Source organism: Martinezella sp. CNPSo 3959, assembly GCF_057784355.1.
Window position 1 is genome coordinate 156,349 of the sequence record NZ_JBXSOV010000011.1, and the last position, 12,841, is coordinate 169,189.

At 60.7% G+C, this 12,841-nt stretch carries 11 protein-coding genes; 2 read left to right on the forward strand and 9 right to left on the reverse strand.

Annotation, left to right across the window (positions count from 1 at the left end; genetic code table 11):
• Positions 1–27: 27 nt before the first annotated feature.
• The 8 genes from AC13RE_RS21605 to AC13RE_RS21640 all read right to left on the reverse strand — a co-directional run bounded on the left by AC13RE_RS21605 (position 28) and on the right by AC13RE_RS21640 (position 9,433).
• Entirely contained in the window at positions 28–786 is a 759-nt protein-coding gene (locus tag AC13RE_RS21605) for a DUF1028 domain-containing protein (protein ID WP_488564444.1), read from the reverse strand.
• Positions 787–791: 5 nt separating this feature from the next.
• On the reverse strand, positions 792–2,579 hold the full coding sequence (locus AC13RE_RS21610) for a gamma-glutamyltransferase family protein (protein WP_488564445.1): 1,788 nt from the start codon (positions 2,577–2,579) through the stop codon (positions 792–794).
• Between the two features lie 22 nt (positions 2,580–2,601).
• The gene (locus tag AC13RE_RS21615) at positions 2,602–3,480 is read right to left on the reverse strand and encodes an ABC transporter permease (RefSeq protein ID WP_488564446.1); all 879 of its coding nucleotides are present in this window, start codon (positions 3,478–3,480) and stop codon (positions 2,602–2,604) included.
• Entirely contained in the window at positions 3,477–4,424 is a 948-nt protein-coding gene (locus tag AC13RE_RS21620; protein WP_488564447.1) for an ABC transporter permease, read from the reverse strand. The genes AC13RE_RS21615 and AC13RE_RS21620 overlap by 4 nt, the downstream gene beginning before the upstream one ends.
• 70 nt (positions 4,425–4,494) lie before the next feature.
• The gene (locus AC13RE_RS21625) at positions 4,495–6,003 is read right to left on the reverse strand and encodes an ABC transporter substrate-binding protein (protein ID WP_488564448.1); all 1,509 of its coding nucleotides are present in this window, start codon (positions 6,001–6,003) and stop codon (positions 4,495–4,497) included.
• An 83-nt stretch (positions 6,004–6,086) separates the two neighbouring features.
• A complete protein-coding gene (locus AC13RE_RS21630) occupies positions 6,087–6,824 on the reverse strand; it encodes a FadR/GntR family transcriptional regulator (protein ID WP_488564449.1) in 738 nt (245 codons plus the stop codon).
• 191 nt (positions 6,825–7,015) lie between these two features.
• Entirely contained in the window at positions 7,016–8,458 is a 1,443-nt protein-coding gene (locus AC13RE_RS21635; protein WP_488564450.1) for a M81 family metallopeptidase, read from the reverse strand.
• 180 nt (positions 8,459–8,638) lie between these two features.
• Entirely contained in the window at positions 8,639–9,433 is a 795-nt protein-coding gene (locus tag AC13RE_RS21640) for a FadR/GntR family transcriptional regulator (RefSeq protein ID WP_132717905.1), read from the reverse strand.
• A 419-nt stretch (positions 9,434–9,852) separates the two neighbouring features.
• On the opposite strand from AC13RE_RS21640, the gene AC13RE_RS21645 reads away from it, so the two are divergent.
• On the forward strand, positions 9,853–11,316 hold the full coding sequence (locus AC13RE_RS21645; protein ID WP_207899626.1) for a DHA2 family efflux MFS transporter permease subunit: 1,464 nt from the start codon (positions 9,853–9,855) through the stop codon (positions 11,314–11,316).
• A 21-nt stretch (positions 11,317–11,337) separates the two neighbouring features.
• On the opposite strand, the gene AC13RE_RS21650 is transcribed toward AC13RE_RS21645, so the two are convergent.
• Positions 11,338–11,478, reverse strand: a complete 141-nt coding sequence (locus tag AC13RE_RS21650) for a hypothetical protein (protein WP_488564451.1) — start codon at positions 11,476–11,478, stop codon at positions 11,338–11,340.
• A 258-nt stretch (positions 11,479–11,736) separates the two neighbouring features.
• Between AC13RE_RS21650 and AC13RE_RS21655 the strand changes: the two genes are divergently transcribed.
• A complete protein-coding gene (locus AC13RE_RS21655) occupies positions 11,737–12,783 on the forward strand; it encodes an NAD(P)-dependent alcohol dehydrogenase (RefSeq protein ID WP_488564452.1) in 1,047 nt (348 codons plus the stop codon).
• The last annotated feature ends 58 nt before the right edge of the window (positions 12,784–12,841 follow it).

Consider the following 12,841-nt stretch of genomic DNA (forward strand, 5'->3'; position numbering starts at 1 on the left):
CATCGGTCAGACTTCAAGTGAGGTTGCTCACGACGGAGCTGCCACCGTCGCATGGGAAGCCGAGGGTCGGCCTTCGGCCACCCTTTTGGCCTCAAGCGCGGCAATCTTCTCGTCGATCTCGCGGCGGTCGATCATGCCGCTGGGGTTCTGCCGCGTCGGCATGGTCTCGGCGACATGAAGATAACGCTCCTGAGCGACGGCATAAAGCCGCTCCAGTTCGGCAAGCGGATCGGCACTATCGTCGACACGGATGTTCAGCCAGGCGTAATCCTGGTCGCGGTGGATGACGAGTGCTGCCGATTGCTTGCCACGCTTATCGCCGCCTGCATCTTCGCCCGCCCGCATGGCTTCGAGCAGCCGCTCTGCGAGCGGTTTGCCGACAGTCTTCTTGAAGGTCGCAAGCGTTGCAGAAATCACCTGCGGGCCGGCCAGCATGTTGCCGGCGACCGACACATTGTCATCGATCAGATGCCCCGCCCAATCGATGCACTTGGCGCCGGTAAAGGCGGCATTGTTGCCTTTGCTGTCGATCAGGTGAAACTGCCGCTGCTCGCGGCCTTTGTCACGGGCGCTCAGCGTTTCCTGGATCTGGCTCGGCGCATGACCGGATGCCAGCATCGCAAGTCCGTCGATGCCGTAAAGCGGGCTGGCAAAGGCCTGCGTCGCAACCGCACCGATGCCGCCGCGAATATGCGGCACGATGCTGCCGACGGCAAAGAAGCGGGTGGCGACGGCGATGGCAAGATTTCCGGTTTCCGGCTCTCGTGCAACGATCGACCAGGTCATCGGCCCTATCTCCCAACGGCGTAGGCTTGCATCAAGCGCGGAGTCGCTGCAGCGCGCAAGAGGCCGTCGGCGTCACGCCGTGCGGCGGTCAGCCGGCCCACGGTCCACTCCGGCGCGACGGTCAGCTGGTGGCCCTTCTTGCGGAGCGTATCCAGCACACCGGCACTGAAATTCGCCTCCGCCGTCAGACCGCCCGGCTCGCGCGTGCGCGGATAGAAGGAACTCGGGAAATGGGTGCTGTGGAACAGCGGCTTGTCGATCGCTTCCTGTAGGTTCAGCCCGTGATGGACATAGCGCAGGAAGAAGGAGAGCTGCCACTGTTCCTGTTGATCGCCGCCGGGCGTGCCGAAGGCGAGCGTCGGGCGTCCTTCATGCAGTGCCATCGTCGGGGTCAACGTCGTGCGCGGCCGCTTGCCCGGCGCAAGTGAAGAGGGCAGGCCGGGTTGCAACCAGAACATCTGGGCGCGGGAATTGAGGCAGAAGCCGAGACCGGGAATGATCGGCGAGGATTGCAGCCACCCGCCGGATGGTGTCACCGACACCATATTGCCTTCGCGGTCGATGACATCGATATGCACGGTGTCGCCGCGCTTCTCGGTCAGATGCGACATTGTCGGCTCGTAGACCGCGCCGCTTTTGGCTTCCGGCGCATCGAGCATCTGCATGGTGAGATCGTACTGGTCTTCGAAACCGGCAAGCTTACCGGGGCGCAAGGCAAGCGACGCCTCAGGCGAAATCAGCCGGCGGCGCTCCTCGGCATAGGCGTCCGAAATCAGGATCTCGAGCGGTACATTCGTGAAATTGGGGTCGCCGTAATAGACCTCGCGATCGGCAAAGGCGAGTTTCATCGCTTCCGTGACCGTATGGACGAAGTCGGCTCCGGCGGGGTCCATGCCGGCCAGATCGAAACCCTTGAGCAGCGCCAGCGTCTGCAGGAAGACGGGCCCTTGACCCCAGGGGCCGATCTTGGCGACCGTCCAGCCGTGATAGTCATAGGTCAGCGGCTCCTCGATGGTGGCGCGCCAGTTGGCCATGTCATCGGCCGTCAGCACGCCCTTGTGGCGGGCGCCGCTCGCATCCATGACCTCGGTCTTGCCGACATAACTGTCGATCGCTTCAGCAATGAAGCCGCGATAATAGGCATCGCGTGCGGCTTCGATCTGCGCTTCGCGATCGCTCTTGCTTTCCGCTTCCGCGACGACACGCTTCCAGGTTTCGGCAAGCACCGGGTTCTTGAAGTTGGACCAGGGTTCGGGAGCGGCACTGCCCGGGAGCCAGGTCTCGTAGGATGTCGGCCATTCCTTGCGGTAGAAATCGGCAAGACCTGCGATGGTGGCGGAGACGCGCGGCAGGACGGGGTGCCCCTTTTCGGCATAATGGATCGCTGGCTCCAGCACGTCGCGGACGGTCAGCCTGCCGTAATCGCGCAGCATCAGCATCCAGCCGTCGAAGGAGCCGGGGATGACGGTGGCGAGCAGGCCATCGCCGGGAATGAGCTTAAGCCCCTCGCGCGTGTAATGTTCGATCGTTGCGCCGGCCGGCGCTGGCGCCTGGGCGCAGATGACCTCGATCTTATCCTTCTTCTTCGAATAGAGGATGGCCGGCATATCGCCGCCCGGCCCGCAGAGATGCGGCTCGACGATCTGCAGCACGAAGCCCGTGGCAACGGCGGCGTCGAAGGCATTGCCGCCCTTTTCGAGAATGCTCATGCCGACGGCGGATGCGATCCAGTGCGTAGACGTGACGACGCCGAAGGTGCCGAGGATTTCGGGGCGGGTGGTGAATGCGGTCATTGGGGCATCCTTTTGAGTTTATTCATGCTTCGCGCGGGTCGAGCGCATCGCGCAGGCCGTCGCCGAGGAGATTGAAGCCGATCACGACGAGAAAAATGGCGGCACCCGGCCACATGGCCATCCAGGGCGCCTGTTCGAGATAATTCTTGGCGACATTGAGCATCGAACCCCAGCTCGGGGCAGGGGGCTGTTGGCCGAGGCCGAGGAAGGAGAGGCTGGCCTCGGCGATGATCGCAGTCGCGATGGTGAGCGTTGCCTGCACGAGGATCGGAGCAAAGACGTTCGGCAGGATATAGCGGGTGATGATGCTGGTATGGCGCAGACCGATCGAGCGGGCGCCTTCCACATAATCCTCCGTCTTGACCGCCAGCACCTGGCCGCGCGTCAACCGCACGAAGACAGGCGTTGCCGAAAGCCCGATCGCGATCATCGCATTGGTGAGGCTCGGGCCGAGGAAGGCGGCAAGCGCAATGGCGGTGATGAGGAAAGGCATCGCCAGGAAGGCCTCGGTGATGCGCGAGATGATCTGATCGATCCAGCCGCCATAGTAGCCCGAGATCAGGCCCAAAGGCACGCCGATCGCAACGGCGATGGCAACCGAGAAGACGCCGGCCATCAGGGACGCCCGCGCGCCCCAGATCATGCGGGAGAGAATGTCCCGGCCGAGATCGTCGGTGCCGAGCCAGTGCGCGGCCGATGGCGCCTTGCGGATCGCAGACCAGCTGGTTGCGACCGGGTCCGGGATCGGCAGGAGCGGTGCAAGCGCAGCAAGTGCGGTAAAGAAAAGGATGATGGCAAGCCCGACCAGTGCCCCCTTGTTGGCTCGCAGCTTGCGCCAGGCCCGGTTGGGAGCGCGCTTGACCGAGGCGCTTGCGGCAGTCACCTGAACGATTGTGCTCATAGGGCCGCCCTCATGCGTGGATTGAGGAGGACGTAGAGAATATCGGCGATGAGGTTCATGGCGATGAAGCCGATGGCCGTGCAGAGCACTACGCCCTGGACGACGGCGTAATCCCGGTTGAAGACGGCATCGACGATCAGTTTGCCGAAGCCGGGAATGGTGAAGATCTGCTCGGTGAGCACTGCTCCGGCCAGCAGTTCTCCGAACAGCAGGGCGCTGACGGTGACGACAGGCAGGATGGCGTTGCGGAAGCTGTGCTGCAGCACGACGGCCGCCTCCGGAAGGCCCTTGGCGCGGGCTGTGCGGATATAGTCGGCGCTGAGCACGCTCAGCATCGAAGACCGCGTGTGGCGCATCAAGGTGGCTGCCAGTGCATTGCCGAGCACGAAGGACGGCATCAGCATCGTTTGGATCGAACGCCAGGGGTCCTCGAAGAAAGGTTGGTATCCCGAAGCCGGCAGCCAATGCAGCTTCACCGAGACCAGCAGGATCAGCATGATGCCGAGCCAGAAATTTGGCACCGACAGGCCGCACAAGGCAACGATATTGGCGAGAAAATCGATGACGGTATTCTTCTTCACCGCCGCCAATATGCCCATGGGAATGCCGATGGCGAAGGCAAAGATCATCGACATTACAGCGAGCTGGATCGTCACCGGCAGCTTTTCGGCAACGAGGGTCAGAACCGGCTGATTGGTGCGCAGCGAAACGCCGAGATCGCCCTTGGCGACGCCTTGCAGCCAGTAGCCATATTGATAGATGACCGGGTCGTTCAGCCGGTATTTCTCGCGAAGCAGCTGCAGCACCTGTGGATCGCGCTCCTCGCCCGCCATGGCAAGCACCGGATCGCCGGGCAGCAGCTTCTGCAGCGAGAAGACGAAGATCGAAATGATCAGCAGCGTCGGTATCGCGACCAGCAGCCTCTTTCCGATATAGCTATACATGGGCAGATCCTTGCCGCGATGTCGAATGTGAAAGCGCCATGCGGGAGGGAGCCCGCATGGCTTTGGTTGCTCAACTGCCCTTCTTGACGCCCACGAGACGGATCATGCCGTCCGGAGAAGGCACGAAGCCGGATACCTTTTTGTTGTAGGCCCAGATCCAGGCCTGATGTCCGAGGAAGATGATCGGCAGATCCTGGCTGAGGATCGCCTCGGCGGCATCGTACTTCTGCTTGCGCACGGCATTGTCCTGCGACTGGCGGGCCTCCAGCAGCAGCTTGTCGACTTCCGGATTGCTGTATTTGGAATCGTTGAGGCCGGCACCGGTCGTCACGAACTGCTGGATGTTGCCGTCGGGATCGGAGCGGCCGGACCAATCGGAGCGGCTGAGCTGATAGTTGCCGCTCGACTGCGCGTCGAGCAGGGTTGCGAATTCCGTCGTCTTCAGCGTCACGTCGAAGCCGGCTTCGGCAGCCATCGACTGGATGATCTGCATCATCTGCATCGAAACCGGATTGTTGGCGACGGCAAGTTCGACCGGAATGCGATCGAAGCCGGCTTCTTTCACCAGCGCTTTGGCCTTGTCGACGTCGCGGGCAGGCACCGGAATATCCTTATCGTACCACGGGCTGGTAGGTGCGAACGGCTGATTGCCGGCAAGTCCGGTGCCGTCGAAGACGATCTGCATGGCGGCTTCGCGGTCGATCGCCAGCGAGAAAGCCTGGCGCAGGCGCTTGTCCTTGCCCATCGGATTGTCGGCGCGCGCACCATTGCCGACATTGGCGTAGACGCCAAGCCAGCCGGTGCCGATCGCATCGGCATAGACGAGATTGGAGTCGCCTTTGACCGTACCGACATCGGATGCCGCCACGCGCTCGATCATGTCGAGATCGCCGGAGCGCAGGTTAGCGAGGCGAACGGTCGTGTCGGGGATCGGCAGGTAGGTCACCTTGTCGATGAAGATCTTGTCCTTGTTCCAGTAATCCTGGAATTTTTCCAGCACGATACGGTCCTGCTGCACGCGCTCGACGAATTTGAACGGGCCGGAGCAAACGGGATGATCGCCGAATTTGGCGCCGGCAGCCTTTGCCGCCGTCGGCGAGACCATCATGCCGGAGCGGTCGGAAAGCTGGGCAAGCAGCGTGACGTCAGGCGCCTTCAGGGTGAAGGTGGCTTCGTATTCGCCTGTCGCCTCGACCTTGGCGACGGAGGAAAGCTCGCTCTTGCGGCGCGACTCCGGCAATGTCTGATAGCGCTGGATGTTGTCGACGACGGCCTGCGCATTGAACGGCGTCCCGTCCTGGAATTTCACGCCCTGGCGCAGCTCCATGACGAGCTGCTTGCCATCGGCGGACCATTTCCAGGATGTGGCGAGCTGCGGCACGAACTTCAGGTCCGGTGTTACGTCGACGAGCTTGTCGCAGAGCGCGGTATAGACGATGCGGCCGACGAAAGTGCGCGATTGCGCAGGGTCCAGTGCGTCGGCATCGTCCTGCAGGCCGATCTTCAGTTCGACGGCTAGGGACGGCAGCGCAATTAGGGCGCCGGCGGCAAGCGATGCCATGAATTTGGCGATCTTCATTCTGTTCTCCTGTTTATCGTTTTCGTTCTCTGCAGTCTCGACCGGTTTCCTCTCCGGTCGTGGCGGGCAGGCAGGCTTTTGGGTCAGCCCACCTCCTCAGTCAGTGGCTTCTCAGCTTGCCGCGCATCCAGCGAGGTGATGCGGATCAAGCTTTCCTGCAGCATCAGCAAATGTTCGCGCATGGCCTCGGCCGCCTTCATTGGATTGCGCGCCGCAATCGCATCGATGATCGTCCTATGCTGTGCATAGGAGACCGGGCGGGTCTTATTGATGCTGCGGGCCAATTCGCGAATGGTTTGCCAGGCTTCATCCTGACGGACATGATTGATGACGTCGAAAATGGTCAGGAAGAACTGGTTGCCGGCGCTTTGTGCAATCAGCCGGTGCAATGCGCCATCCCAAAGCTCCCGGCTGTCGGCATCGTCGCTGGCGGTGATCTTCTTCGCCAGTTCATACATGCGGTCGATGTCGTCGGGTTTGGCGCGCATGGCGGCGAGCTGGGCCAATTGCGGCTCGATGCGCAGCCGGACTTCCATGACCTCCATGAGATCCGTGCCGGCCACAAGCGTGCTGACATGCTGGCTCCAATCGTCCGGGCGCTGCCCGACATAGGTTCCCGAACCCTGCCGGCGCCAGACGCGGCCTTCCGCTTCCAGCACCTCGAGTGCTCGCCGGATCGCACGCCGGCTGACGCCGAGGTTTTCCGAAAGAGCCCGCTCCGTCGGCAGCTTTCCGTCAGCCGGGAGATCTGCCGAATTCAAAAGCCCACGGAGCCTTTCCAGGGCATGGACCGAATTTTCCGGAAGGCTGTCGATTGCCATATTGAGAGGTGAACCAATTTGAAATTGGTTCAATAGAAGTTGAACTCGCCCGCCTCGTCAAGCGCTTTTTTGTGCAATTTCCGCGATGCACAATGTTTGTGCGCGACGCGGAAAGGCGACTCGCAAAAAGAGTCGCCTTCTTGAGACGACGGATTAACGATGTCCGCTCTTGCGGTTCTGGGACCGGAGCTTCAGCGCCCGATGGCGCGCGCAGAAATCGCCGTCTCCGGCGTGAAGTCGAAATCCTTGTCGAAGGGGTAGGTCGGCTTGGTCTTGCGCCGGCGCGGCAAGCGTTCGACGAACTGATCGACGACACCGGGGGACAGAGCCATCAGGTTCGGGTTGGCGATCGGCGCCAGTTCCGGCGAGAGATAGCCCGATTTGACGACGATGATCCTCGCCTTATGCGGATCGAGGCCGAGGCGGGTGAAATCGGCGATATTATGATAGGGGCGACGCTTGGCCGACAGCACAAGGTCAATGCCGCCGATGGAAACCACGGCCTGCCTGTCGGTCGCTTCTTTAGTCTCCAGCAGATACTTGACGGTGAAGCTGCCCGTTACCGGCTTGCTGCCCTTGGTGTCGAGCGATGCGCCGACGGAAAGATTGAGAGTGGCGCCGATGCCGGCGGCATAGCAGGCTTCCGTCGCGGCCCGGTCGGCGATGCCGGCAAAGATGACGCCTTGTGCTCCCTTGGCAATCAGTTCCGCCAGCACATCGGCGCGATCACCGACGCCGCCACCCGTTGGATTATCGCCGGATTCCGCCAGAACCACGGGCGCAGTCGTGCTGGTGATTGCCTTGGCGACACATTCTTCGATCGAGCCGGTCTCCGCGCCGAAAACGAAATCCTTCCGCACGTCCCAATAGGCTTGCGCCAGTCGTTTCGCTTCGCGTTCGAGCACGGCGCGATCCGTGCCGGTCATGATGGCAGCAGCCGTTGCGCGCGGCTCGTCGGCCCAGACGTAACCGACCATGAGGGAGGCGTCCCAGATGCCGTCGATGGCATCGATTCCGGGCAGCATGTCGTAAAGGCTCTTGGCCGGTTCATCGACGGTGCTGGTGCGTTCGCCCGGCAGCACCACGGGGATCGGCGCCCAGAGCAGGATGGGTTTTACACCGGTCTTCAGGCTTTCCGTCAGCATCTTGACGGCGCGGCGCATGGTTTCTTCGACATCGATATGCGGCGCCGTGCGATAGGTGGAATACATGTCGAGCGCATCGATGATGCGCTGGGTGACATTGCCGTGCAGGTCGTAGCTTGCCGAGACCATGCAATCGTCGCCGACGACGGCGCGAGCCGCACTGATCCAGTCGCCTTCGGCGTCTTCCATGCCTTCGACATACATGGCGCCGTGCATGGCGAGATAGAGCCCATCGAGCGGCAGTAATGACTTCAATCCTTCCAGAAACTCTGTTTTGAAGGCTTCGTATGTATGACGGGCGACCGGACCGCCGGCGATCGCTCTGGCATGAATGGTTGGCAGGAACTCGCCGTCATAATCCCTAAGGAAGGCGAAGTAGGGCGAGGCAGTCAACTCCGGGCCGCGCAGAACGCGAAAATCCTTCTCTTCGTTCAGGACGGGGTTATAGGTGCTGCACTCGATGTGAATGCCTCCAACGGCAATGCGCATGGGAACCTCAATAGGGGTTGGGACCAATCAGGAAATTATGGACGGCAATGCTGGCGGTATCCCGTGCCCAGACATCGGCATCATCTTTTTGCGAGTACATTGTTGACCGGGAAGTTGCGTTCGTAAAAGCCATGACCCATCAGCGCATCGCCAAGGCACCGAGGGCAGGGTTGTGATCTGTCAGAAGCCGTAGTCGCGCGCGAGCCAGGCTTCCAGCAGGTTTCGCGATGCCTTGATCGCGGCGTCCGTATCCTGTGCGAGAATGGCGTCGAGAATCGCCTTGTGGAGGGGCAGGGCGCGCTTTTGTCCTTCGGCGATGTCCTCATGGCCCGAAAGCGTGCGGTTGGCGTAGATCCCGACCGCGATCAGATCGATCAGCTGCGAGTAGATCATGTTGTGCGTAGCGGCGAAGATCGCCGTATGGAAGCGCAGATCGGCATCGGCATTGCTGTTGACGTCGCCGATGGTGGACGCCATCTCTTCGTAAGCGGATTTGATGGCCGCAATGTCGCTTTCGGTGCGGCGCAGCGCTGCGCGCGCCGTCGCCTCCGGTTCGAGCGCCAATCGCAGATCCTTGATCGATCGCATGATTTCGACCGATGGGCCGGTCTCGTAATACCACACCATGACATCCGTATCGAGATGATGCCAGTTGGAGCGCTCCTTGACGCGGGTGCCGACGCGGGTCTTGATCTCGACCAATCCCTTGCCGGCCAGGCATTTCATCGCTTCGCGGATGACCGTGCGGCTGATACCGAATTGTTCGACCAGATCGGGCTCGTTCGGCAGTGTCGTGCCGACGGGATAATCTCCGCCGACGATGCGGCGACCGAGTTCGTGGACGAAATAACCGAAGACGCCGCGCCGCGGGATCGTACCGTATTTTCGCACAAAGGCATCGAAGGGCGACTGCGTTACGATCAGTTTCGATTCCGGGGTAGCCCTGGAGGTCATTGCGTCCTGGCCATGTTTCATTATGCGGGGCTCTCGTTCCTTATTGATGCGCCGTTGGTAAGAACAATCGTCGGCCTATGTCGATGCGGAGGCTTCTTGCCAGCATCTCGGCCGGCTTGGGGCTGCTCCATAGCGTTGTGGTATCGATCCCATTGTACTTCCCGCGGCATTTTCCGATGAAAACCCTAGCATGTCTTCCATGCACATGCCTACTGGCTCCGAATTGACCGATCTGTTCACCGCTTTGAACAGGTTTCCGCACTTAGCCTCGGGCCTGTTTGGGTCGGCAACGATATCGGCGTGGAGATCAAATTGCGTACCATCCGCTAAGCGAAACGTGATCGCTCAATCGATTGATGGGACGATTTCGACCTATCGTAAATGTTCCCGAACCGGTTAAATGCAGGCGGGATGCGAGGCGGATTCGGAGTTGGTGATCCATGAATGATATGTCCACACCTGGGCACAGGGAGGAGGTGCGGGAGGCGGGCTCGCGTTCGCTGTCGATAGCGCTGCTCGTGGCCGGTGCCTTCTTCATGGAGAATCTGGACGGTACGGTCATCGCGACCGCCTTGCCGCAGATGGCTATTTCCTTCGGCGCCCGCCCCGTCGATCTCAATATCGGCATGAGCGCCTATCTGCTGACGCTTGGCGTCTTCATTCCAATCAGCGGCTGGATCAGTGATCGCTTCGGCGCGCGTCTTGTGTTCACGACAGCCGTCGTCATTTTCACGCTCGCCTCCGTCCTCTGCGGTTTTGCCAATGGCGTCGGCTCCTTTGTTGCCATGCGTATCCTGCAAGGCATCGGCGGCGCGATGATGGTGCCGGTGGGCCGTCTTGTCGTCTTGAACAATACGCCGAAGGACAAGCTGATCTCGGCCATTGCGACAATCACCTGGCCGGCGCTGGTGGCGCCGATCCTCGGGCCGCCGCTCGGCGGCTTCATCACCGACCATGCAAGCTGGCGTTGGATCTTCTTCCTCAATCTGCCGCTCGGCATATTGGCTTTCATCTTCGCGCTCATGCTCATTCCGGAAACGAAAAGCACAGCGCGCCCGCCGTTCGATTGGATCGGCTTTGTCGTTAGCGGCATCGGGCTTGCGAGCCTGATGTATGGGCTGGAACTGATCGGACGCCCTGATCCCGTCTGGCTGGAGGCCTGGGCCTATGTGATCGTCGGCTTCGTCCTGTTGGCCATCGCCGTTTTTCATTTTCTCCGGACGGAGCATCCACTCATCGATCTCTCCGGGCTGAAGCTCCCGACGTTCGCCATCACCATCTCAGGCGGATCGTTGTTCCGCACGGCGATAGGCGCCGTCCCTTTTCTGCTGCCTTTGATGTTCCAGGTCGGTTTCGGGCTCAGCGCTTTTCATGCGGGCATGCTGACGCTCGCCGTCTTTGCCGGCAATCTGGCGATGAAGCCGGCAACGACGCCCATTCTGCGCCGCTTCGGTTTCAAGCCGGTTCTCATCGTCAATGGCCTGTTGAACGCCATCTTCATTGCCGCCTGTGGGCTGTTTTCGCCCGATACGCCGCTCTGGTTCATCGTGCCGGTGCTGTTCATCGGAGGCATGTGTCGGTCGATGCACTTTACGGCACTCAACACGATCGCTTTTGCCGATATCCCACCGGGGCAGATGACGGGTGCCAACACGCTGTTCAGCACCGTCTTTCAGCTGACGATGGGCATGGGCATCGCCGTTGGCGCTATCGGCATACGTATCGGCCAGGCAATCAGTGCGCCATTGGGCGTCGACGGTGTCGTCGCCATCGAGTTCCGTCTGGCCTTCGTACTACTCGGCATCATCGCGCTTCTGGCCGTGCTGGATTGTTTGCCGCTTGACCGCAAGGCCGGCGACAATGTCTCGCGCAAGGCAAAGCAGAACTCAAGGAAGGCGGCGTAGCGATGTCAATATTCGAAGTGATTAGTATGGGAATTGGATGAGATTATAATGCAGCAATATTGCTGGAATCGCCATCAGGATGATCAGAAGCATTGCGACGCTTGCCACGCGCATCATCTTCCTCCGGCGGGCGCGCTGACCGGTCCAATCATATACTGCCATAATGAGCCCCTCCTTCTCCTTGGTGATTAGAAAGACAAGAAATGGAACGCCAGTCAATATCGGCAATAGCGAGCTAAATAATAAGTATTCTCTAATATTTTGAAGATGAGGCATACTTTAATGGCTGAAGAGAGCCGTCGAACTTCATCTGCAAAAGCCTAAAGAGCATTTTGTGATGCGGGCTCAGACGATATAACGAACAAGGATTTCTGCCCCGTATCAGCGGGACATTGGTTGCTTTGGAAGAGGAAAAGGCAAATGAGCAAGATGCGCGCCCTGGTTTTGGAACGTCAGCATGAGCTGGCGATCCGCGATATCGATCTGCCGCAGGAGGTCGGGCCGGACCAGGTGAAGATCAAGATCCATACGGTCGGCGTCTGCGGATCGGATGTGCATTATTACACCCACGGAAAAATCGGCCCCTTCATCGTCAACGAGCCGATGGTGCTTGGACACGAAGCGGCAGGAACGGTGGTGGAAGTGGGCGCAGGCGTGACGCATCTGAAGATCGGCGACCGTGTCTGCATGGAGCCCGGCATTCCCGATGCCAATTCCAAAGCCAGCCGTCTCGGCATGTACAATGTCGATCCGGCCGTCACCTTCTGGGCGACACCGCCGATCCATGGCGTGCTGACCCCCTTCGTCGTGCACCCGGCCAACTACACCTTCAAGCTGCCCGATAACGTCAGCTTTGCGGAAGGAGCGATGGTCGAGCCCTTCGCTGTCGGCATGCAGGCTGCTACCAAGGCGCGCATCACGCCTGGCGACACCGCCGTCGTACTCGGCGCCGGCCCGATCGGTATCATGGTTGCGGTTGCAGCCCTTGCCGGCGGCTGCGCGCGGGCGATCGTCGCCGATCTCGCCCAGCCGAAACTCGATATCGCCGCGCAGTATCAGGGCGTCATTCCGGTCAATATTCGTGAGAAGGACCTCGTCGAAGAGGTCGATCGCTTGACCGATGGCTGGGGTGCGGATGTCATCTTCGAATGCTCGGGCTCGCCGAAGGCGTGGGAAACGGTGATGGCGCTGCCGCGCCCCGGCGGTGTCATCGTCGCTGTCGGCCTGCCGGTCAATCCGGTCGGCTTCGACGTCTCGACGGCGTCAACCAAGGAGATCCGCATCGAAACGGTCTTCCGCTACGCGCATCAGTATGAGCGTTCGATCGCGCTGATCGCCTCCGGTCGAGTCGATCTGAAGCCCTTGATCTCCGAAACATTCGACTTCGAGGACTCGATCAAGGCTTTCGATCGCGCTGTCGAAGCCCGTCCGACCGACGTCAAATTGCAGATCGTTCTCAAGCAGTAGGCTTTCACTGTCCCATCGCCTTGTCGCAAGCCCACTACAGGCTTCGTGCATCGGCAAG